The sequence below is a fragment of the Streptomyces sp. NPDC005574 genome (assembly GCF_040605435.1).
Classification (GTDB): domain Bacteria; phylum Actinomycetota; class Actinomycetes; order Streptomycetales; family Streptomycetaceae; genus Streptomyces.
Genome location: NZ_JBEXCW010000095.1, coordinates 1 through 21,126 on the forward strand (window position 1 = coordinate 1; position 21,126 = coordinate 21,126).

At 73.2% G+C, this 21,126-nt stretch carries 22 protein-coding genes and 1 pseudogene; 15 read left to right on the forward strand and 8 right to left on the reverse strand.

Features of this window, described 5'->3' with window-relative positions:
* Positions 1 to 110: 110 nt before the first annotated feature.
* The gene (locus ABZT03_RS35630) at positions 111 to 1,079 is read right to left on the reverse strand and encodes a cation diffusion facilitator family transporter (RefSeq protein WP_356047132.1); all 969 of its coding nucleotides are present in this window, start codon (positions 1,077 to 1,079) and stop codon (positions 111 to 113) included.
* A gap of 153 nt (positions 1,080 to 1,232) precedes the next feature.
* Between ABZT03_RS35630 and ABZT03_RS35635 the strand changes: the two genes are divergently transcribed.
* Positions 1,233 to 2,252: a glutathione S-transferase C-terminal domain-containing protein gene (locus tag ABZT03_RS35635; protein WP_356047134.1), complete on the forward strand. Its 1,020-nt coding sequence runs from the start codon at positions 1,233 to 1,235 to the stop codon at positions 2,250 to 2,252.
* An 88-nt stretch (positions 2,253 to 2,340) separates the two neighbouring features.
* Entirely contained in the window at positions 2,341 to 2,643 is a 303-nt protein-coding gene (locus ABZT03_RS35640) for a DUF4235 domain-containing protein (protein ID WP_356047136.1), read from the forward strand.
* Between the two features lies 1 nt (position 2,644).
* Here ABZT03_RS35640 and ABZT03_RS35645 read toward each other — a convergent pair whose 3' ends face one another.
* The gene (locus ABZT03_RS35645; protein WP_356047137.1) at positions 2,645 to 3,037 is read right to left on the reverse strand and encodes a VOC family protein; all 393 of its coding nucleotides are present in this window, start codon (positions 3,035 to 3,037) and stop codon (positions 2,645 to 2,647) included.
* Between the two features lie 224 nt (positions 3,038 to 3,261).
* Here ABZT03_RS35645 and ABZT03_RS35650 point away from each other — a divergent pair, with 224 nt between their 5' ends.
* Together ABZT03_RS35650 and ABZT03_RS35655 are read left to right on the forward strand one after the other, a co-directional pair.
* Positions 3,262 to 3,624 carry a DUF1304 domain-containing protein gene (locus tag ABZT03_RS35650; RefSeq protein WP_356047139.1) on the forward strand — a complete coding sequence of 121 codons (363 nt, stop codon included), beginning with the start codon at positions 3,262 to 3,264 and terminating at the stop codon, positions 3,622 to 3,624.
* Positions 3,621 to 4,184, forward strand: a complete 564-nt coding sequence (locus ABZT03_RS35655; protein WP_356047140.1) for a TetR/AcrR family transcriptional regulator — start codon at positions 3,621 to 3,623, stop codon at positions 4,182 to 4,184. Before ABZT03_RS35650 ends, ABZT03_RS35655 begins: the two co-directional genes overlap by 4 nt.
* A gap of 25 nt (positions 4,185 to 4,209) precedes the next feature.
* Here ABZT03_RS35655 and ABZT03_RS35660 read toward each other — a convergent pair whose 3' ends face one another.
* Both ABZT03_RS35660 and ABZT03_RS35665 read right to left on the reverse strand, forming a co-directional pair.
* Positions 4,210 to 5,061 carry a hypothetical protein gene (locus tag ABZT03_RS35660; protein ID WP_356047142.1) on the reverse strand — a complete coding sequence of 284 codons (852 nt, stop codon included), beginning with the start codon at positions 5,059 to 5,061 and terminating at the stop codon, positions 4,210 to 4,212.
* A gap of 68 nt (positions 5,062 to 5,129) precedes the next feature.
* Positions 5,130 to 6,080, reverse strand: coding sequence for a helix-turn-helix domain-containing protein (locus ABZT03_RS35665; RefSeq protein ID WP_356047143.1), 951 nt, complete (start codon positions 6,078 to 6,080; stop codon positions 5,130 to 5,132).
* Positions 6,081 to 6,150: 70 nt separating this feature from the next.
* On the opposite strand from ABZT03_RS35665, the gene ABZT03_RS35670 reads away from it, so the two are divergent.
* The gene (locus ABZT03_RS35670) at positions 6,151 to 7,101 is read left to right on the forward strand and encodes an NADP-dependent oxidoreductase (protein ID WP_356047144.1); all 951 of its coding nucleotides are present in this window, start codon (positions 6,151 to 6,153) and stop codon (positions 7,099 to 7,101) included.
* A gap of 10 nt (positions 7,102 to 7,111) precedes the next feature.
* On the opposite strand, the gene ABZT03_RS35675 is transcribed toward ABZT03_RS35670, so the two are convergent.
* Positions 7,112 to 8,218 (reverse strand): NAD(P)-dependent alcohol dehydrogenase, encoded by a 1,107-nt coding sequence (locus tag ABZT03_RS35675; RefSeq protein ID WP_356047146.1) that lies wholly within the window; start codon positions 8,216 to 8,218, stop codon positions 7,112 to 7,114.
* A gap of 84 nt (positions 8,219 to 8,302) precedes the next feature.
* Positions 8,303 to 9,757, reverse strand: coding sequence for an aldehyde dehydrogenase family protein (locus tag ABZT03_RS35680; RefSeq protein WP_356047148.1), 1,455 nt, complete (start codon positions 9,755 to 9,757; stop codon positions 8,303 to 8,305).
* 115 nt (positions 9,758 to 9,872) lie between these two features.
* Between ABZT03_RS35680 and ABZT03_RS35685 the strand changes: the two genes are divergently transcribed.
* Positions 9,873 to 10,310: a MarR family transcriptional regulator gene (locus tag ABZT03_RS35685; RefSeq protein WP_356047150.1), complete on the forward strand. Its 438-nt coding sequence runs from the start codon at positions 9,873 to 9,875 to the stop codon at positions 10,308 to 10,310.
* A gap of 209 nt (positions 10,311 to 10,519) precedes the next feature.
* Positions 10,520 to 10,900 carry an anti-sigma factor antagonist gene (locus ABZT03_RS35690; protein WP_356047152.1) on the forward strand — a complete coding sequence of 127 codons (381 nt, stop codon included), beginning with the start codon at positions 10,520 to 10,522 and terminating at the stop codon, positions 10,898 to 10,900.
* A 65-nt stretch (positions 10,901 to 10,965) separates the two neighbouring features.
* Here ABZT03_RS35690 and ABZT03_RS35695 read toward each other — a convergent pair whose 3' ends face one another.
* Positions 10,966 to 11,919 (reverse strand): ribose-phosphate pyrophosphokinase, encoded by a 954-nt coding sequence (locus ABZT03_RS35695; RefSeq protein WP_356047154.1) that lies wholly within the window; start codon positions 11,917 to 11,919, stop codon positions 10,966 to 10,968.
* A 296-nt stretch (positions 11,920 to 12,215) separates the two neighbouring features.
* Here ABZT03_RS35695 and ABZT03_RS35700 point away from each other — a divergent pair, with 296 nt between their 5' ends.
* The 3 genes and pseudogenes from ABZT03_RS35700 (at position 12,216) to ABZT03_RS35710 (ending at position 14,939) form a co-directional block, all read left to right on the forward strand.
* A complete protein-coding gene (locus ABZT03_RS35700) occupies positions 12,216 to 12,878 on the forward strand; it encodes a DUF4230 domain-containing protein (protein WP_356047156.1) in 663 nt (220 codons plus the stop codon).
* A 193-nt stretch (positions 12,879 to 13,071) separates the two neighbouring features.
* Complete coding sequence (locus ABZT03_RS35705) at positions 13,072 to 13,638, forward strand: VanZ family protein (RefSeq protein WP_356047158.1); 567 nt, start codon at positions 13,072 to 13,074, stop codon at positions 13,636 to 13,638.
* 186 nt (positions 13,639 to 13,824) lie between these two features.
* Positions 13,825 to 14,939 (forward strand): annotated as a pseudogene (locus ABZT03_RS35710) (family 16 glycosylhydrolase).
* Positions 14,940 to 15,051: 112 nt separating this feature from the next.
* On the opposite strand, the gene ABZT03_RS35715 reads toward ABZT03_RS35710, so the two are convergent.
* A complete protein-coding gene (locus tag ABZT03_RS35715) occupies positions 15,052 to 15,288 on the reverse strand; it encodes a hypothetical protein (protein ID WP_356047160.1) in 237 nt (78 codons plus the stop codon).
* Between the two features lie 297 nt (positions 15,289 to 15,585).
* Here ABZT03_RS35715 and ABZT03_RS35720 point away from each other — a divergent pair, with 297 nt between their 5' ends.
* From ABZT03_RS35720 to ABZT03_RS35740, 5 genes are all read left to right on the forward strand, one after another.
* The gene (locus ABZT03_RS35720; protein ID WP_356047162.1) at positions 15,586 to 16,623 is read left to right on the forward strand and encodes a PHP domain-containing protein; all 1,038 of its coding nucleotides are present in this window, start codon (positions 15,586 to 15,588) and stop codon (positions 16,621 to 16,623) included.
* Between the two features lie 40 nt (positions 16,624 to 16,663).
* A complete protein-coding gene (locus ABZT03_RS35725) occupies positions 16,664 to 17,320 on the forward strand; it encodes an HAD family hydrolase (RefSeq protein ID WP_356047164.1) in 657 nt (218 codons plus the stop codon).
* 49 nt (positions 17,321 to 17,369) lie between these two features.
* Positions 17,370 to 18,518: an aromatic acid exporter family protein gene (locus ABZT03_RS35730; protein ID WP_356047166.1), complete on the forward strand. Its 1,149-nt coding sequence runs from the start codon at positions 17,370 to 17,372 to the stop codon at positions 18,516 to 18,518.
* A gap of 331 nt (positions 18,519 to 18,849) precedes the next feature.
* The gene (locus ABZT03_RS35735; protein WP_356047168.1) at positions 18,850 to 19,818 is read left to right on the forward strand and encodes an SDR family NAD(P)-dependent oxidoreductase; all 969 of its coding nucleotides are present in this window, start codon (positions 18,850 to 18,852) and stop codon (positions 19,816 to 19,818) included.
* A gap of 170 nt (positions 19,819 to 19,988) precedes the next feature.
* Positions 19,989 to 21,017 carry an SDR family oxidoreductase gene (locus ABZT03_RS35740; protein ID WP_356047170.1) on the forward strand — a complete coding sequence of 343 codons (1,029 nt, stop codon included), beginning with the start codon at positions 19,989 to 19,991 and terminating at the stop codon, positions 21,015 to 21,017.
* Positions 21,018 to 21,126: the final 109 nt, after the last annotated feature.

The window sequence follows — 21,126 nt, forward strand, 5'->3', positions numbered from 1 at the left end:
GTCCGGCTTGCCGCGCGTGACGTCGTCGGCGGCGACCAGCGTCTTGGGCAGGATGCCGACGGCTGCGAGACCCGGTGCGCATGGACCGGTGAACGCGGGGCACGCGAGGGTCAGGCCCCGCCGCGCTCCCCCGTCGCGGCGGGGCTTTCGTGCGTCCGGTTCGCCGCCCGGTCCGTCACGTCGAGGAAGATCTCGCCCGCCTCCGGCACCATCCCGGCCACGGACCGCTTGATGCGCACGGCGACCTCCTCGACCCGCTCGCTGTCCAGGCCCGGCACCAGGTCCACCCGGGCGGCCACCAGCGTCGAGTCGAGGCCCACCTTCATCGTGAGCAGCGCCTCCACGCTGTCGATCTCGGGCTGCGCCCGCAGCAGTTCGCGGATACGGCCGGTGGTCTCCGGGTCCATGGCCTCGCCGATCAGCTGGTCACGGGCGTCGCGGCCCAGCCGGTAGGCCACGTACACCAGCAGCACGCCGATGGCGAGGGAGGCGGAGGCCTCCCACACGACCTGCCCGGTGACCATGTGCAGGGCCATGCCGATCATCGCGAGGGTCACGCCGAGCACCGCCGTGCCGTCCTCGGCGACGACCGTGCGCAGGGCGGGGTCGCGCAGGCCGGCCGAGCCGCCCTGCCGGCGTACCTGGTGCAGGGCCCGCAGCAGCGAGACGCCCTCGGCGACCAGGGCCACCGCGAGCACGATCAGGCCCACCACATAGCCGCTCAGCTCCTCCTCCGCGCCGTTGCGCAGGGCCTCGACACCCTGGAAGAAGGAGAAGCAGCCGCCCATCACGAAGATCCCGACGGCCGCGATGAGCGACCAGAAGAACCGTTCCTTGCCGTAGCCGAAGGGGTGCCGCTGGTCTGCGGGGCGCCGGCTGCGGCGCAGCGCGGCCAGAAGGAAGACCTCGTTGAGGCTGTCGGCCACGGAGTGCGCCGCCTCCGACAGCAGTGCGGGCGAACCCGCGAAGAGGCCGCCCACCGCCTTGGCGACGGCGATCACGAGATTGGCCGCGAGCGCCACCAGCACGGTGACGCGGGTCCTGCTGTCTGCCTCTTGGTCCGTCGCTGTCCCAGTCACCCCCGCCGAATGCCCCGGCCGCCGCGACTCACACCGTGCCGTCCGCGGATTTCGGGGAACGCGTCCACCAGGGACGTACGACCGGGACGGACGTGCGCCCGGGACACCCCAGGGGCAACCGGGAACACGGCGGAACACGGCAGGGAGGCAGCGATGAGCGGTGCGGAGGACGGCGACGGCGCCTACGGCAGGGAACGCTTCGAGCGCTCCCCGAGCCGTTTCCGCGACCGGATCACCGCGGACGGCCGGGACGGCTGGCCGGTGGAGGCCGGGCGCTACCGGCTCGTGGTCAGCCGTGCCTGTCCGTGGGCGAGCCGGTCGCTGGTGTCCCGGCGGCTGCTGGGCCTGGAGGACGCGTTGTCGCTGGCCGTCGCCGATCCGATCCAGGACGACCGCAGCTGGCGTTTCACCCTCGACCCGGGCGGCCGTGACCCGGTCCTCGGCATCAGCCACCTCAGCGAGGCCTACGACCGGCGGGAGAGCGGCCACCCCGGCGGGGTGAGCGTGCCCGCGATCGTGGACGTGCCCAGCGGGCGGCTGGTCACCAACGACTACCAGCGCATCACCCTGGACCTCGCCACCGAATGGACGGCCCTGCACCGGGAAGGAGCACCGGACCTGTACCCCCCGGCGCAGCGGGACGAGATCGACGAGGTGATGGCGGACATCTACGAGGACGTCAACAACGGTGTGTACCGGGCGGGCTTCGCCACCGACCAGAAGGAGTACGAGAGTGCCTGCACGGGTGTATTCCGGCGCCTGGAACTGCTGGCGCCCCGGCTGGCCCGGCAGCGTTACCTCGTCGGGGACACCATCACCGAGGCGGACATCAGGCTGTTCACCACACTGGTCCGTTTCGACGCCGTCTATCACGGTCACTTCAAGTGCAACCGCTGGAAGCTGACGGAGAACCCGGTGCTGTGGGCGTACGTCCGGGATCTCTACCAGACCCCGGGCTTCGGCGACACGGTCGACTTCGACCACGTCAAACGGCACTACCACCAGGTGCACACCGGCATCAACCCGACCGGGATCGTGCCCCTGGGACCGGACCTCTCCGGCTGGCTGACCCCGCATCACCGTGCGGAGCTGGGTGGTCGTCCCTTCGGTGAGGGGACGCCGCCGCGGCCGGTCCGCGCCGGGGAGGAGGTCGCCGCCCGGGGCAGGCCCTGAGCCGCGCGCACCGCACGCGGAGCGAACGATCGAGACCCATCGAGATCCGCCGACAGCCGTCGGCATCCGTCGAGACAAGGAGACACAGGTGGCCAAGAACAAGAAGAAGAAGCTTCCGCTCGCCTACAAGCCGCTCGGGTTCGTGCTGGGCTGGACGAGCGGTACCCTCGCCGGCCTCGCCTTCCAGAAGACGTGGAAGGCGATCCGGCACGAGGACAACGCGCCCGACGCGCTGGACCAGGACCGGGGCTGGGGGGAGATCCTGCTGGCCGCGGCCGTCCAGGGCGCCCTGTTCGCCATGGTGCGCAGTGCGGTGGACCGCACGGGCGCGAAGGCCATCGAGCGGTCCACCGGCGTCTGGCCCGCCACCGAAAAGGGCGGCCGCGACTGACTCAGCCCTGCTTCGGGGCGGTCGACGGGGTGAGGCGCAGGGTGAAGGAGTGACCCGCCGGGTCGGCGTAACCGCGCTCCTCGTACGGCCCCGAGGCGTCCTTGGTGTCCAGCGGGCGTCCGCCGAGACCGATCACCCGGCGTTCCGCCTCGTCCAGGTCCTCGACCACGAAGTCCAGATGGGCCTGGAGGGAGTTCTCCGGGCGGGGCCAGCTCGGCGGCGTCGCGTTCACGTCGCGGCGGAACGCCAGCCGGGTCCCGTCCGCTCCCCTGATCTCCACGCGGTTGGCACTCTCGTGCGTCTGCTCCGCCTCCAGCAGCTCCTTGTAGAACACGGCGAGCTTCTCGGGCTCGGAACAGTCGAGCACGACCACCCCCGCTTTCACCAGTGCCATGTCTCCTCCGAAGGGTCGGCGCGCGGGGCGTTCGTGCCCCGCGCCCTGTCCCTTCGGATATCCCGGCAACGCCGATTCAGTCGGCGACGGGCCGCTGTGCGCACGGCCGTTGTGCGGAGGGCGGGTCCCGTCGGCGTTCCCGCCCGCGCCTCCGCGCGGTAATCCATGGACACCTGTCCATGTATGCTGGACACCTGTCCATATGAGTGCGAGGAGCCGGCCCGATGGAAACAGTCGCGAACGTCCTGGTGGGCCTGGTGGCCGCCCTGCACATCTACATCCTGGTGATGGAGATGTTCCTGTGGCAGAAGAAGCCCGGCCGGGGGCTGCACGGCTTCGACCCCGAGATGGCGCGGGCCACCGCCCCGATGGCCGCCAACCAGGGCCTCTACAACGGATTCCTCGCAGCCGGCCTGGTCTGGGGCCTGATCGCCGCCGACCCGACCGGCTTCCGCGTCCAGGTGTTCTTCCTGTGCTGTGTCGTGGTCGCCGGCGTGTTCGGTGCCGCCACGGCCAACCGGCGCATCCTGTTCGCCCAGGCACTGCCCGGCGCGCTGGCCCTGGCCGCCGTCCTCGCCGCCCGGTGAACGACGGCGGGCCGCGGGACCCGCGAGCCGCGCGCACCCGGGCCAAGCTGCGCCGGGCCCTGTGGGACGAGTGCGCCGAGCGGCCCCTGGACGAGGTCGGCGTCGCCGCGCTCGTGCGCCGCGCCGGAGTCGGCCGGGCCACGTTCTACCTGCACTATCCCGACCTGGAGTCGCTGGCGGTCGACGCCTGCGCGGACGTCGTACGGGAGGCGGTGGAGGCGCTGCACGCCTGGCGCGGCCGGCCCGATCCGGTGCACGCGCCGTCCGCGCTGCCGGAGTTCTTCGCCTCGCTCACCCCGCACGCCGGGCTGTACCGCGCCCTGTTGAGCCCGGGCGGGGGCGGCCCGCTCGGCCGGGTGCTGCACCGGGATCTGCGCGCCTACAGCCTGCGTGAGCGGGAACTGGCCGGCGCGGCGGACGCCCCGCTGGTCGCTTCCGCCGTCGCCGCCACCTTCGCCGGGGTGCTGGCCGACTGGCTGCACGGACTCCTGGACGGCACCGCGGACGAAATCGCCGACCAGGTCTGGCAGTTGCTGGTCGCGCTGCACGCGAGCCGCTGAACGGGGCCCGCCGGCCCGCGGGTTCTCACATGCAGGCGACGAACCGCTTCGCCCTCGGCCACGCCTCCACGCCGTCGGATGTGCGGACGTACGCCGTGGAGCGGTCGGCCGTGAGCCACAACTCCCGTTCGCCGAGGCGGTATCCGGTGTCATGGGCGTCTTTGGGCAGCCGGGCCTTCCCGTCGTACGCGGCGGTGAGGCCGGCGCCGTCGAGCACCCCCTCGGGATCACGGACGTACTGCGCGGCCTTCGCGCCCCGGCCCATGGCGAGGAACCGGACGTCCTGCCAGTCGCAGTGCTCCGCGCCGGCGTAGCCGCTCAGCGTGGTGGTGGGCACCCGGTGTCCGTCCGCGTCGGTCCAGATCTCCAGGCCGAGGCCGTCGGTGAAGCTCGCCGGCAGCTCCGCCGGATCGCAGGAGGCGCTGCTCTCCGGCCCCCAACCGGGCGCGCCCGCACGGTCCTCGGCGACGACGACGGCGACCTTGGTCCTGCCGTGCACGTCGTAGGAGAACAGGACCCGCCCGGCCTCCCGGCGCTCCACACGGTAGCCGTGCCGGGGAACCTCGGGCCCGTCCAGGTCGAAGTACGCCGTCAGCCCCTCCTCCGGCGTCGTGCCGCCGTCGCCCTTCCCCCATTCGCCTCCCGCGTCACCGGAGTAGATCCGCCCGTCGCACTCCAGGGCCCGGCCCGCGGCGCCCGCCGACAGCCGGACGGCACGCACGCTGTCCTGGTCGAGGTGCCGTGAGGCCACATGCAGCGGACCGCTGTACGGCGTGGCGGGGGGCGTCCCCTCCACGACCGGGCCGCTCCCCCCGCCGGCGCACCCCGCGGCCGTCGTCGCCGTCAGTACCGCCGCCACCGCGAGTCCTCTGCGCATACCCACCCCATGTCCTCCGGTCCGTCTTCCGCTCCTTCGACGCGGCGGGGCGGCGATACGTTCACCGCTCAGCGGGCCGCCGCCTGGAACGTGCGGCGGTATGCCTGCGGTGACACCCCGATGGACGCGTGCAGGTGCTGGCGCAGGGAGGCGCCCGTCGCGAAGCCCACCCGGCCGGCGATCTGGTCCACGGACAGGTCGCTGGACTCCAGCAGGTGGCGGGCCCGGACGACCCGCTGCTGGATCAGCCAGCGGCCGGGGCTGAGGCCGACCTCGTCGTGGAAGCGGCGGGCGAAGGTCCGCAGACTCATCCGGGCGTGCGCGGCGAGGTCGGTCAGCGTCAGCGGTTCCCCGAGGCGGCCCAGGGCCCAGGCGCGGGTCGCGGCGGTGGTGGCGGCGCCCTGCTCGGGCACCGGCTGCTCGATGTACTGCGCCTGCCCGCCGTCGCGGAAGGGCGGTACGACGCAGCGGCGGGCGACCTTGTTGGCCAGCTCGCTGCCGTGGTCTTTGCGCACCAGGTGCAGGCAGACGTCGACACCGGAGGCGGCGCCGGCCGAGGTCAGGACGCGGCCGTCGTCGACGAACAGGACGTCCGGGTCGAGCGCGACCTGCGGGTACATGTCCCGGAAGAGGTCGGCGACCTGCCAGTGGGTCGTCGCGCGGTGGCCGTCGAGCAGTCCCGCGGCCGCCAGGACGAAGGCGCCGGTGCAGATGGAGACGATCCGGGCGCCGGGGCGGATGTGCGCGAGGGCCGCCGCGACCTCGTCCGGCAGGTCGGCGGTGACCTTCGCGGGCGAGACCGGCGCGATCACCACCGTGTCCGCGGCGGCGAGCGCTTCGGGCCCGTGCTCGACGGTGATGCCGAAGTCCGCGTTGCTGCGCACCGGTTGCCCGTCGACGCTGCACGTCAGCACCTCGTACCGGCCGTCGGCGGCGCCGAAGATCCGGCTGGGGATGCCCAGCTCGAAGGGATAGACGCCGTCCAGCGCCAGGACCACCACACGCTCCACCTGTTGCATGGCACGATCATATCGAAGGTTGGCAATTCTGCCATTTCCTTGCCGGGACGCCACCGGCAGGCTGGTCACCATGAGCACTGTGAACACCATGCGAGTCATCAGCCAAAGCACCCTCGGCGGCCCCGAGGTCCTCGACGTCGTGGAGGTGGAGCGTCCCGCGCCGAGGCCCAACGAGGTACTGGTGCGGGTCCGGGCGGCCGGCGTCAACCCCACCGACTGGAAGCACCGGGCCACCGGGGGCTTCCTCGGCGAACCGCCGTTCGTCCTCGGCTGGGACGTGTCCGGCGTGGTCGAGGCCGTGGGCATCGGCGTCGCCCGGTTCGCGCCCGGCGACGAGGTCTTCGGCATGCTGCCCTACCCGTTCGGGCACGGCTCCCACGCCGAGTACGTCTCCGCGCCGGCCCGCGCCTTCGCGCCGAAGCCCGCCGGGATCGACCACGTCCAGGCCGGCGCGCTGCCGCTGGTCTCGCTGACCGCCTGGCAGGCCCTGGTCGAGACGGCCGACCTGCGGCCGGGGCAGCGGGTGCTGGTCCACGCGGCGGCCGGCGGCGTCGGGCACGTGGCCGTGCAGATCGCCAAGGCGCGGGGCGCGTACGTGATCGGCACGGCGAGCGCGGCCAAGCACGACTTCCTGCGGAGGATCGGCGCGGACGAGACGATCGACTACCGGGAGACCGACTTCACCGAGGCCGTGAAGGACGTCGACGTCGTCCTGGACACGATCGGCGGCGAGCACTCCACGCGGTCGCTGCGCGTACTGCGCCCCGGCGGGATCGTCGTCTCGATCATTCCGATGGGTTCGGACGAGTTCCACCAGGAGGCGGAGCGGCTGGGCGTGCGGGCCGTGCGGATGCTGGTGGACGCCTCCCGGACCGGCCTGAGGGCGATCTCCGAACTGGTCGAGGCGGGGAAGCTGCGCGCCGAGATCGCCGGCACGTTCCCACTGGCCGATGCCGCCGAGGCGCACGTGCTCGGTGACACCGGCCGGACCACGGGCAAGCTGGTCCTGGTGGTCGACTGACCGGCTGCGGTCAGAAGGTGAGCACGGGCTTGACGGTCCTGCCCGAGCTCATGTCGCTCACCGCCCGGCCGATGTCCGCGAACGGATAGTGGCTGATCAGGCGGTGCAGCGGCAGCCGCCCGTCCTTGACCATCCGGACCAGGGCGGGGATGACGGTCCGCGTCTCGCTGTCGCCGAGGGTGAGGCCGACGATCCGCTTGCCGCCGAGCAGCCCGTTGACGTCCAGGGAGACCTCGGTGCCGAAGGGCGGGGCGCCCACGACGACCAGGGTGCCGCGGGCGGCGAGCGCGTCGACGCCCTGGCGCAGCACGGCGGTGCTGCCCGTGGTCTCCACGACTCCGTCGGCGCCCCGGCCGTCCGTCAGCAGGGCGATCGCCTCGCCGAGGTCGGCCGCGCCGGCGTCGACGGTGTGGGTGGCCCCGAGGTCTCCGGCCAGCGCCAGCCGTTCCCCCACCCGGTCCACGGCGATGATCCGCGTGGCCGGGGTCAGGGCGGCGGCCATCACCGCGGAGAGGCCGACCGCGCCGGCACCCAGGACGACGACGGTGCTGCCGATGGCGGGCCGCAGCACGTTCCACACGGCGCCGGCCCCGGTCTGCACACCGCAGCCCAGCGGGGCGATCGACTCCAGCGGCACGTCGCGGTCGACGGTGACGAGGCTGCGCTCGTCCACCAGGGCCCGTTCGGCGAACGAGGACTGGCCGAAGAAGTGGCCGCCGAGCGGTTCGCCGCCCCGGCTGATGGTGCTGGTGCCGTCGGCGCGGCGGCCGCCGATGAGGTTCAGCGGCAGCCAGGTCGCGCAGTACGCCGGGTGTCCGCCCCGGCAGTCGCGGCACTCCCCGCACGAGGTGAACGACAGCACGACGTGGTCGCCGGGGGCGACGCCGGTGACGGCGGATCCGACCGCCTCGACGACGCCGGCCCCCTCGTGGCCGAGGACTCCGGGCAGCGGGAAGGGCAGTCCGCCGCCCGCTACGCCCAGGTCGGTGTGGCACAGGCCGGCGGCGACCATCCGGACCAGCGCCTCGCGCGGACCGGGTTCCTCCAGTTGCACGTCGGAGAGGGTGAACGGCGCTCCGCCTGACTCGACGACGGCGGCGCGGGTGGTGAGGGACATCGCGGAACTCCTCTGCGGCAAGTGCCGCGGCAGGCAACCTTCGACGGGGTGAACGTCGCCCGTCGCGGCACTGGGTGGACGCGCTCAGCCGAGCGAGACGACGACGGACTTGACCTGGGTGTAGGCGGCGAGCGCCTCGGGACCGTACTCACGGCCGAAGCCGGAGTCCTTGACCCCGCCGAAGGGGACGGCGGGGTCGAGCATCGCCCAGTCGTTGATCCACACGATGCCCGCCCGCAGCCGTGCCGCGATGCGGTGGGCGCGGGCGAGGTGGGTGGTCTGGATGCCCGAAGCGAGGCCGTACGGCGTGGAGTTGGCCAGCGTGACGGCCTCGTCCTCGGAGTCGAAGGGCTGCACGGTCAGGACCGGTCCGAAGACCTCCTCCTGGACGACCCGGGAGTCGTTGGGCAGGTCGGCGATGACGGTGGGCCTGTAGTAGTAGCCGCCGTCGAGGTCGAGGCGCTCGCCGCCGCAGACGATCCGGCCGCCCTCCTTGCGGGCCAGTTCGACGTACTCCTCGACCTTCCGCAGGTGCCGCTCCCCCGCCATCGGGCCCACCACGGTTTCGGGCAGCCGGGGGTCGCCGACCGGCACGCCGGGGACGGCGTCGGCGAGGATGCCCAGCAGGGTGCTGTACACCGGGCGCGCCACCAGCAGCCGCGGACCGCCCATGCAGAACTGGCCGGTGTTGAACACGAAGCCCTTGATGATCGCGCCGACCGCCTTCTCCAGGTCGGCGTCCTCGAACACGAGGTGGGCCGCGTTGCCGCCGAGTTCCATGGTGACGGGCTTGAGGGCCGCACCGGCGACGCTCGCGGCGTGCCGGCCCACCGCGGTCGAACCGGTGAAGGCGATCTTGTCGACGCCGGGGTGGCGCAGCAGCGCCTCGCCGACGACCGGACCTGTGCCGGTGACGACGTTGACGACCCCGTCCGGGACACCGGCCCGCTGGAGCAGGCCCGCCATGTACAGCGCGCTGAGGGGCGTCTCGTCGGCGGGCTTGTGGACGACCGTGTTGCCCGCGGCGAGCGCCGGGGCGAGCTTGGAGCCGGCCAGGATGAGCGGGAAGTTGAACGGGGTGATCGCGGCCACCACGCCGAGCGGCTCGCGCCGGGTGTAGGCGAGGGCGTTCAGGGCGGTGTCGCGGTTCGCGCCGTGCAGGGAGTGGGCGAGCGCGGCGAAGTGCTCGTAGTCGTTGGCCGCGTTCGTGATGTCGACGGCGCGGCACAGCGAGATCGGCTTGCCGACGTCCAGGCTCTCCAGTTGGGCGAGGTCGTCGGCGTTCTCGCGGATCAGTTCGGCGACGCGGTGCAGCACCCGGCCGCGCTCACGGCCGCTGCGGCCGGACCACTCGCCCGAGTCGAACGCCTCGCGGGCGGCCCGGACGGCCACGTCGACGTCGGCGGCCCCGGCCTCGGCGACCGTGGTGAGGACCGTCCCCCGGGACGGGTCGACCACCTCGGTGCGCGCTCCGTCGGCCGCCTCGCGCCACTGTCCCGCGACGAACAGCCGGCCGGGTTCGATCTCGAAGGTGGTCATCACCACTCCTCAGCGTCATTGCCAAGATTTCAACCAACAGGATTCCTGTTGGTTCATCGCCTGCTGCGCAGTCTCATTAACGACAGGTTTCCTGTCAATGCTCTAGGGTGAACTCATGACCGGAACGCAGACGACGAAGACGCACCCGTCGCTTCTCTACATGGTGAAGCAGGTGGAGCTGGTGGTGCGATCCCACCTGGACGAGCTGGTCAGACCCTCGGGCATCACCGCGCTGCAGTACACCGCGCTCACCGTCCTGGAGCGGCACGACGGACTGTCGGCGGCCCAGCTGGCCCGCGACTCGTTCGTCACCGCCCAGTCCATCGCCGATCTCGTCCGGTCCCTGGAGGGGCGCGGCCTGGTGCGCCGGGAGCGCAATCCGCGCAACCGGCGCGAGCTGCTGATCCTGCTGACCGGGGCGGGCCGCGAGCTGCTCGCCCGCCACGCCGGGCCGGTCCGCGAGCTGGAGGAACGGATGGTCGGGGAGCTCACGCAGCACCAGACCGAGCAGTTGCGGCAGGCACTCTCCAGGGCGTGGCACGCCCTGTCGTAGATCGCCGCCGGACTCAATTCACAGACATATGTCAATCGAACATGCTCAAATTCACTCCATCGAGGGTAACTTGCAGGGCGGGGAACGGAATTGCGCTCACGCGGGGCCCCGGGACACGGCTGCGTCCGCACGCGCGCCGCGCGATGTCACCCGGGCCCCGGTGACCCGCAACCCCACCGCTCCGGGAGCCGGTTGGAGGGGACGTCGTCGTGCAGCAGGAACCCGCGGCGCTCGGTCGGCATCTGCGCGTCCGCCAGGACCGGGGCCACACCGTCCTGGAACTCCGCGGTGAGATCGACATCGCCGCGGCCGTGGAGATCATCCCGCACCTCGACCGGGTGACCGCCCGCCCGGAGAGCCGGATCGTGATCGACCTGCGGAGGGTCGAGTTCTTCGACTGCTCGGGCCTGCGCCTGCTCTACCGCGCCCGCAGTCGGGTCCTGGACCGCGACGGTCAGCTGTACGTCGTCTGCACCCACCCGCTCACCCTGCGGGTCATGCGGGCCACCGGGCTGGCCAGGCTGCTGCCCCCGCACCCGACCCTGGAGTCCGCCCTGAACCGGCCCGAGGCGGCCTCCGGCACCCTGTGACGGCACCCGGGCGTCTGCCTCGTGGCTGCGCGGCGCCCCCTGGCAGCCTGTCCAGTGCCGCGGCACTAGTGGCTGCGCGGCGCGTCGAAGAGGGCGCTGACCGACTCGCCGTTATGGATGCGCCGCACCGCCTCGGCCAGCGCCGGGGCGATGGACAGGATGCGCAGCTTGTCCGTCCGCTCCTCCTCGGGGACCGGCACGGTGTTGGTGCAGACGATCTCCAGCACGTCGGGCTGCTCGCCGATCCGCTTCAGGGCGCCGGCCGCGAACAGCCCGTGCGTGCACGCCACCCGGATCGACCGCGGCCCGAGTTCCCGCAGCCGCTCCAGCAGCTCCAGGACCGTGCTGCCCTTGGCGATCTCGTCGTCCAGCACGATGACGTCCCGGCCGGTGACCTCGCCGATGACCGCGTTGATGCTCACCCGGTCGTCCGCGAACCGCTGCTTGGCGCCGGCGGCCACCTGCGCGCCGATCATGCGGGCGAACGCGGCGGCCTCCTTGGCGTTGCCGAGGTCCGGCGAGACGACGGTGGTGCGCGAGAGGTCGTAGCGGCGGAAGTGCGCGGTCAGCTCGCGCAGCGCGTGCAGGTGGTCCACCGGCACCGAGAAGAAGCCGTGCACCTGCGGGGAGTGCAGGGTCATGGCGAGGACCCGGCTCGCGCCGGCCGCCACCAGGAGGTCCGCCACGAGCCGGCCGCCGAGGGAGATGCGGGGCTCGTCCTTCTTGTCGGAGCGGGCGTAGGAGTAGTGCGGCATCACGACGGAGATCCGGCCCGCCGACGCCCCGCGCGCCGCGTCGCACATCAGCAGCAGCTCGACGAGGTGCTCCTGGACGGGCCTGACCAGCGGCTGGATCAGGAAGACGTCTCGTTCGCGGCAGTTGGCCTGGAGCTGTACCTCCAGGCAGTCGTTGGCGAACCGGCTGACCCGGGTGGGGCTGAGCGGCACTCCGAGTTGCGCGCAGACCTCCTGGGCGAGCTCGGGGTGGGCGCTTCCGCTGAACACGGCGATGTCTCGCACGATCCGCTCCTCGCGTGATCATTTCCGGCTGCCGGGCTCATGCTACGGCCCGGCCCCGGCCACGGCCCGCCCACGGGTGCCGGGCACCGGGCCGGACGCCCGCACCGTCGGCCCTCCGGACGCCCGCTCGGCCGGCCCTCCGGACGCCCGCCGACCCCGTTGCGCCCGCGCCGGAACGGGGCCTTCTCCGCGGCCCGTGCACCCCGCCCGCCCCCTCCGCAGCGGCGTTCGGCCAACGGCACGGTCTGACGCGGGATTTGGGGGGCATCTGGTCTGTAGGAAGGAGGGCCGTCGCCATGACGACTCCCATCAGGCGCGTGTCCGGAGGCATGCCCGGCTGGGCGAAGGCGGTGAGTGCCGTGGTACTGGTGCTCGTCGTGTTCTTCGCCGGTATCCGGCTGAGCGTGCTCCCTGGCCTCAAGGACCTGTTCGGCACCGAGACCCACGACCGTTCGGGTCCGGCACTGCTCCAGTCCATTCAGGACATCAGCCGTTACGACGCCGCCTCCGGCAACTTCCAGGTCGTCGTGGACCTGGAGAAGGACACCAAGTACCTGCCCGACGCGATCCGCGGCTCCCGCACCCTGTACGTCGGGGCGGGCACCGTCGACGCCTATGTCGACCTCGGGAAGGTCGGCGACAACGACGTGACGGTCGACAAGGACCGCACCAAGGCCACTCTCCGGCTGCCGCACGCGGCGCTCGGCAAGCCGGCGCTGGACCCCGACCGCTCCTACGCGGTCTCCAAACAGCGCGGCCTGCTGAACCGGCTCGGCGACCTGTTCTCCGACAACCCGAACGGCGAACAGGCGGTGCAGAAGCTCGCCGTACGGCACATCGGTGACGCGGCCAAGGAGAGCGGGCTGACCGCCCGCGCCGAGAAGAACACCACCGGCATGCTCCAGGGCCTGCTGCGCTCCCTCGGCTTCAAGGAGGTGCGCGTGACCTTCGGCGCGTGACCGGTCCGCGGCGCGCGGCGGGGACTCGGCGGGCCCGGCACCGACACGGTGCCGGGCCGCTCGTGTGCGCCCGTCCGCACGTGAGTCGCGGGGTGGGCACCGGCGCCCCGCAACTGGCCGAAGTCGTCCGCATCGTCGGCACGTTCGGGGGTAAGCGGCGTGAGACGCAGGGACGTTGGCGACTGGAGGACACATGGCCTGGGCAGCCTCACGCACGAGAACGGCGCTGCGGACACGCACCGCCGGAACCGGGCGTCCGCCGCGGAAGGCGCAGCCGAAACCGAAGCCGGAGCCGGAACGGCGCCCGCTCCCATGGCCGTTGCGGACGCTGGCGATGCTCGTCGCGTTCGTCGTGATGGTGGCGTTCGCCGTGGTCCTGGCGCGGCTGACCCTGGAGCCCTCCCCCGCGTCGGTGGCGCTGACGCACACCAACCTGCATCCGGGCGACTCCCTGCGGGCCTATCTGGACCAGCCGGCGATGCGGGACGCGGTGAAGCAGATCGGCGGGAACCTGCTGCTGGGCGTGCCGTTCGGCGTCCTGGTGCCGATCGTCGCCCCGCGGACGCGCGGCATCCTGAAGGTGCTCCTGCTGACCGCGATCGTGATGCTGCTGGTGGAGTTCGCACAGGGTGCGCTGATCACCGGGCGCGCCTTCGACGTCGACGACGTCATCCTGAACACCACCGGCGCCCTGATCGGCTACCTCCTGCTGGGCCGCCGGCTGAGCCGGGCGGTGCACGCGCGTCGGCGCAAGGCGTGACCGTCATGCGTGGGCGCCGGGTGTGACCGTCATGCGTCGGCGCCAGGTGTGACCGCCGGGGCCGACGTGAACGGGTGGTCCGTACCAAGGTATTGACCCGTCCTTATCTCACTCCTTAAATCAAGAGGCGACGCATCCACCCCCACATCGGTCGGCGCACCGTCGCGCCGGCCGGAAGGGAGAGCCGTGGCCCCACCACGCCTGCTCCGCAGTTGCCTCTTCGCCGCGCTGTCCGCCGCGCTGCTCGGGTCGGTCACGACCGGCCCGGCGCAGGCCGATCCGCCGGGCTCCGCCGTCACCGGGGCGGCGGCCGCCGTGACCTTCTCCGACACCTTCGACGGACCCGCCGGCGGCGCCGCCGACCCCTCGAAGTGGCAGGTCGAGACCGGCGACAACGTCAACAACCACGAACGGCAGTACTACACGGCCGGGAACCGCAACGCCGCGCTGGACGGCCAGGGCCACCTGGTCATCACGGCCCGCCGCGAGAATCCCGCCAACTACCAGTGCTGGTACGGGACCTGCCAGTACACCTCGGCCCGGCTGAACACCTCGGGGAAGTTCTCGGCGAAGTACGGGCACGTCGAGGCCCGGATGAAGATCCCGCGCGGCCAGGGCATGTGGCCCGCGTTCTGGATGCTGGGCGACGACATCGGACAGGTCGGCTGGCCCGACTCGGGTGAGATCGACGTCATGGAGAACGTCGGCTTAGAGCCCTCCACGGTCCACGGCACCCTCCACGGTCCCGGCTACTCGGGCTCCGGCGGCATCGGCGCGGGCTACTCCCTGCCCGGCGGCCAGGCCTTCGCCGACGCCTTCCACACCTTCGCCGTCGACTGGGCGCCCGGCTCGATCACCTGGACGGTGGACGGCACCGTCTACCAGCGCCGCACCCCGGCGGACCTGGGCGGCCGGACCTGGGTGTTCGACAAGCCGTTCTTCCTGATCATGAACCTCGCGGTGGGCGGCTACTGGCCCGGCGACCCGGACGGCTCCACCGCCTTCCCGCAGCAGCTCGTCGTGGACTCGGTGTCGGTCACGACCGCCGACACGGCACGCTGCGCGCGCTCGGCAAGTGCCTGGACGTCACCGGCGGCGGCACCGCCGACGGCACGGCCGTCCAGCTCTGGGACTGCACGGGCGGCCCCAACCAGAAGTGGTCGCTCAGCGCCGCGCACGACATCGTCAACCCGCAGGCCGACAAGTGCCTCGACGTGACCGGCAACAACCCGGCCAACGCGACCCGGCTGCAACTGTGGACGTGCACGGGCGGCGCCAACCAGAAGTGGACCCTCGGCTAGGAGCCGTCCGGCGGGCAGCCTCTGGGCCGTTTCCGACGCCGGGGCCACGCGCCCCGGCGTCTCCGCGCCCGCGCCCGCGCCCGCGCCCGGACCAGGCTCGCTCCGACAGGCCCTAGTGGCGCCTCCAGGTGAACTTGTCCCCGCCCACCCAGCGGACCACGTCGGGGTCGTCGAGGTCGTGGACGGTGATACCGAACGCGGCGGCCGCCTCCAGCACGTCGGTGACGGCCTTCGCCTCCCCGACCACCTGGCCGTCGATCTCCACGATCCGGAAGGGCGGCGTGCTCGGCTGCACCCCGAGCACCGTGATCCGCGGGTGGGCGATGTGCGGGCTCGTGACTTCGGTCATGCGTCGAGCGTAGAACGCCGGGCGGAAAGGCGGGCGGCCCGGTCGGCGGCCCAGCAGGTCCGGGACGGCCGCCTCGACGGCACCTCGCGCGGCCGGGCGGCCGACGTGACCGTGTTCGCCCGGCCGGGTGAGAGCAGGCCGACCCCGGTGGCGCGGGCGTCCTGCCCGCGCGCGCCAGGAGGCCGGCATGTCCCCACCCGACGCACCGGCGACCACCCGGGCGGGACGGCGGACAAACCGGCGCCGCCTGTCGTGCGGGCGCCGCGGAGCTGGGGAACCCTGGAGGAGGAGGTGGCGATGGACCCTGTCGAGGCCCTGGACCGGATCGCGTTCCTGCTGGAGCGGTCCCTGGCGCCGACCTACCGCGTCCGTGCCTTTCGTACGGCGGCCCGGACGCTGACCGCGCTGCCCGCGGACGAGGTGCGCGAGCGGGTCCGCGACGGGACGCTGGAGTCGCTCAAGGGCATCGGGCCGAAGACCGCCCAGGTGGTCCGCGAGGCGCTGGACGGCGGGACGCCCGACTACCTGGAGAAGCTGGAGGAGACGTCGGACGCGCCGCTGGCCCGGGGCGGCGAACGGCTGCGGGCGCTGCTGCGCGGCGACTGCCACCTGCACTCCGACTGGTCCGACGGCGGCAGCCCGGTCGAGGAGATGGGCAGGGCGGCGGCGGCCCTCGGCCACGAGTGGGCGGTGCTGACCGACCACTCGCCGCGGCTGACGGTCGCCCGCGGACTGTCGCCCGAGCGGCTGCGCGAGCAACTGGAGCTGGTCGGGGAACTCAACCGCACCTGGGCGCCCTTCCGCCTGCTCACCGGCATCGAGTGCGACATCCTCGACGACGGCTCGCTCGACCAGGAGCCGGACCTGCTCGAACAGCTCGACGTGGTGGTGGTGTCCGTGCACTCCAAGCTGCGCATGGACGCCCGCGCGATGACCCGGCGCGTGGTGGCCGCCGTACGCGATCCGCTCGCCGACGTGCTCGGACACTGCACCGGGCGGCTGGTCACCGGGCGGGGGCGGCCCGAGTCCGAGTTCGACGCCGACGAGGTGTTCGCGGCCTGCGCGGAGTCCGGTACGGCCGTGGAGATCAACAGCCGGCCCGAGCGGCTCGACCCGCCGCGCCGCCTGCTGCGCCGGGCCGTCGGGGCGGGGGTCCTGTTCTCCGTCGACACCGACGCCCACGCGCCGGGACAACTGGACTGGCAGGTCTACGGCTGCGCGCGGGCCGAGGAGTGCGCGGTGCCCGCCGAACGGGTGGTCACCACGTGGTCGCGGGAGCAGCTGCTGGCGTGGACCCGCGAGCGCCGCACACCGGCCGGCGTGAGCGGCCCCTGACGTGGTACCCGGACGGACATCACAGAGGAAGGACCAGCGTATGGAACGGGCGGCCGTGTTCGACGTCGACGGAACCCTCGTCGACACCAACCACCTCCACGTGGTGACCTGGTGGGAGGCTTTCCGGCAGGCGGGCCACCGGGTGCCCACGCACGCCATCCACCGGGCCGTGGGACTCGGCTCCGGCGACCTCGTCGCCCATCTGCTCGGCGAGGACCGCGACAAGGACCAGGACGCGGAGCTCAGCGCCGCGCACAAGGCGTTGTACGGGCAGTACTTCGGCCGGCTGCCGGCGCTGCGCGACGCCGGGCGGCTGCTGCGGCAGCTCGACGGCAAGGGCTGGACGGTGGTGCTCGCCACCTCGGCGGGCGGCGCCGAACTGGGTGCGCTGCTGGAGGCGATCGACGCCGACGACGCGATCCGCGCCACCGCCAGCGCCGACGACGTCGACGCGGGCAAACCCGCGCCCGAGCCGGTCGAACACGCCCTGGAACTCGCGGGGGTGCCCGCCGAGCGGGCCGTGTTCGTCGGCGACACGGTGTGGGACATGCAGGCAGGCACCCGGGCCGGGGTGCGCTGCGTGGGGCTGCTGAGCGGCGGCATCCCCCGGGCCGACCTGACCGGGGCGGGCGCCCAGGTGATCTACGACGATCCCGCCGACCTGCTGAACTCCCTCGCGGACAGCCCCTTCGGCTGAGACGCCGGCCGGAGGTGAGACACCGGCCGGAGCGGGATACCCACAGCGGATGACTCGTGTGACGGATGCCGTACGCCGGGAGGCACAGACCGTGGGCCGGGCCGCCCTGGCCGTCGGGCGGGGCCCGGGCCGGGAACGCGACCTGGTCGTCCAGTCGCTGAAGGCGGCGGGCGCCGCGCTGCTGGCCTGGTTCGTGGCGAGCGACTTGCTCGGCGACCCGATGGCCCTCATGGCCCCCTGGGCGGCCCTGGTCCTGGTGCAGGCCACCGTGTACAGCTCGCTGCGGCAGGCCGCGCAGCAGGTCACGGCGATCTGCGCCGGGACCCTGCTGGCGTCGGGGGCCCAGGCGCTCACCGGAGAGACACTGGGTGCCCTGGCCCTGTCGGTACCGGTGCTGATGCTCCTCGCCAACTGGCGCCACTTCGGCGACCAGGGCATCTACATGGCCACCACCGCCGTGTTCACCCTCGCCTCGGGCACGGTCGGCTCCTCCGCGGTGGGACACCGGGTCGGGCTGGCCGCGCTCGGCGCCGTGATCGGGATCGCGGTCAACGCGCTGGTGCTGCCGCCGGTCCACCTGCGGGACGTACGGGAGAACCTGGCGGGGCTCGCCCGGGAGTCGGGGGACCTCCTGCACACCCTCGCCGCCGGGCTGCGCGACGACGACTGGGACGCGCAGAGGGCCGCCGACTGGTCGCACGCCTCCGCGCGGCTGGAGGACCGTCTGGACGCGCTGCGCTCGGCGCGCCGCTGGAGCAGGGAGGGCCTGCGTCTGACCTCGAAACCGCTGCGCGCCCTCGCCCGGGCGCCGCTGTCCGCCCCGTCCGAGGAGGAGGACGAGCGGTGGAGCCGGGTCACCGGCCACATCAGGGCGCTGACCAGGACGCTGGCCGTGACCGCCGACCAGGGGCGCAGTCCGGCCCCGCCCGGCCGGGCCCAGCTGCGCGCGTACGCGGGGCTGCTGGAGCTGATCGGGGACGCGTGCCAGGCGGAGGGCCGCCGCCTGCTCGGAGGCCCCGCCGAGGGCCGTCCCGACGGCCGGGCCGAGGACACCGCGCGGGAGACGCACCGACGCCTGCAGGAGGGCCTGCGCGAGCACGCCAGGCAGGACGCCTCGCGCGCGGTGGTGCTCGGCACGCTCCTGCTCCAGGCGGAGAACCTCTGGTCCGAGGCGGTCCCCGAACCCCAGCCGCGGTGACGGTGCCGCCGGCTCCGGACCCGGCCCCCCGGTGGCAGTGACACGGATCACCCCATACCGTCACAGAGCGCGGAACTCCCCGGGGTGGCCGGCCGTTGAACCGGGCGTGGGTGTGGACGGGACAGTGTCCCCGGGCCTCACCTTCTGCCCACAGGGACGATCGTCCGGCTGAAGCCCTGTGGAGCGACTCGCCGAGAGGCGACCGCCGTCCGCGCCCACACCCGTGCCGCCCCGACCGTGATTCCCCCGTCCGGTCGGGGCTTTCCTTTTGCCCGCCCCCGCCACGGCGTCGTTTGACTTCGAGCGCACTCCAATCCGTAGCGTCCTGGACATGAGCACTGCACAGCACAAGATCGGATCGGGCTTCGGCGCCCGCAGCACCGCCGACGAGGTCCTCGCCGGCATCGACCTGAGCGGACGGCTCGCGCTGGTGACCGGCGGCTACTCGGGCATCGGCCTGGAGACCACCCGGGCGCTCACCTCGGCGGGCGCCCGGGTCGTCGTCCCGGCCCGCCGGCCCGCAACCGCCCGGGAGGCCCTGACGGGCGTCGACGGGGTCGAGGTGGACGAACTGGACCTCGCGGACCTGGACAGCGTCCGCGGCTTCGCCGAGCGGTTCCTCGCCTCGGGCCGCACCCTCGACGTCGTCATCGACAACGCCGGGATCATGGCCTGCCCCCAGACCCGTGTCGGGCCCGGCTGGGAGGCCCAGTTCGCGACGAACCACCTCGGCCACTTCGCGCTCGTCAACCGGCTGTGGCCGGCCATCGAGCCGGGCGGCGCCCGCGTGGTCTCCGTGTCCTCGCGCGGCCACCACTTCTCCGGCATCCGCTGGGACGACGTCGACTGGCGCGAGGGCTACGACAAGTGGGCGGCCTACGGACAGGCGAAGACGGCCAACGTCCTGTTCGCCGTCCACCTCGACCGGCTCGGCCGCGACCACGGCGTACGGGCCTTCGCACTGCACCCCGGCGGCATCCTCACCCCGCTGCAGCGCCATCTGCCCCGGGAGGAGATGGTGGCGGCCGGCTGGATCGACGAGGACGGCAACCCGATCCCGCAGGAAGGCCTGAAGACCCCGCAGCAGGGCGCCGCCACCCAGGTCTGGGCCGCGACCTCACCCCAGTTGGCCGAACGCGGCGGTGTCTATCTGGAGGACTGCGACATCGCCGAGCCGGCCCCGGCCGACGGCGAGCGCACCGGCGTCAAGGACTGGGCGACCGACCCCGGGCAGGCGGCCCGCCTGTGGGAACTGTCCGCCGAGCGGACCGGCGTCGACGCCTTCGCCGGCCGGGCCTGACACCGGCCCGCCCCTCCTCGGCGCGGCGCGGCCCCGGCGGTCACCGGCGCGTGCATCGGGGGCGTCCGGGTACCCGGACGCCCCCGACAGGTCGGGTCCCGCTCTCGTCCTGCCCGCCCGGGGGAAGAGGCCGGGCAGGGCCTGGGACTCGCGGCCGAGAGGAGCCGAAGGTGAACAGCGCAACGGGCAGCACCATCGTCGTCACGGGCGCCACCGGCAACGTAGGGACCAGCGTGGTGCGCCTGCTCTCCGAGGACCCCGACGTCGGGTCCGTGCGGGGGCTCGCGCGCCGGCTGCCGGACTGGTCGCCCCGGAAGACGGACTGGTCCGCGGTCGACCTCGCCTCCGCGCAGACCGACCTGGTCAAGGAGTTCACCGGCGCCTCCGCGGTGATCCATCTGGCCTGGGCGTTCCAGCCGACGCACGACCCGGCGACGACCTGGCGCACCAACGTGCTGGGTTCCATCCGGGTGTTCGAGGCGGTGGCGGCGGCCGGTGTGCCGACGCTGGTGCACGCCTCGTCGGTGGGCGCGTACTCGCCGGGGCCCAAGGACCACGCGGTGGACGAGTCGTGGCCGACGCACGGCTGGCCGGACGCCGCGTACTGCCGGGAGAAGGCCTACCTGGAGCGGGCCCTGGACGCCTTCGAGCACGAGCACCCCGGCGTCCGTGTGGTGCGGATGCGGCCCGCGTTCCTGTTCAAGCGGGCCTCGGCGAGCGAGCAGCGGCGCATCTTCGGCGGCCGCTTCCTGCCGGGCCCGCTGGCGCGCCCCGAGCTGCTGCCCTTCCTCCCGGACATCCCGGGGCTGCGGGTGCAGGCGCTGCACACCGACGACGCGGCCGAGGCGTACCGGCTGGCGCTGCGCACGGACGTCCGCGGAGCGTTCAACCTGGCGGCCGATCCGCCGGTCGACGCGGACCTGCTGGGCGAGCTGCTCGGCGTCCGCCCGGTGCGGCTGCCGCGTACGGCGGCCCGGTCGGCGATCGCCGCCGCGTGGGGGCTGCGTCTGCTGCCCGCCTCGCCCCACCTGTTCGACGCGGTCCTCAGGCTGCCGCTGATGGACTTCACCCGCGCGCGAACCGAGCTGGGCTGGCGCCCGCGGTACACGGCGACGGAGGTCCTGACGGAGTTCCTCCAGGGCATGCAACACGGGGAGGGCGCGGACACCGAGCCGATGCGGGGCCGCAAGGTCGGCTGACGACAGCACCGGCGGGGCCCTGCGGGAGCCCGGCGGGCACCACGGCCGCCCACCCCCTGGCCTCGGACGCGGGCCGCCCCGCCGCCCGCCGGCTTACGGCCGGGCGCCG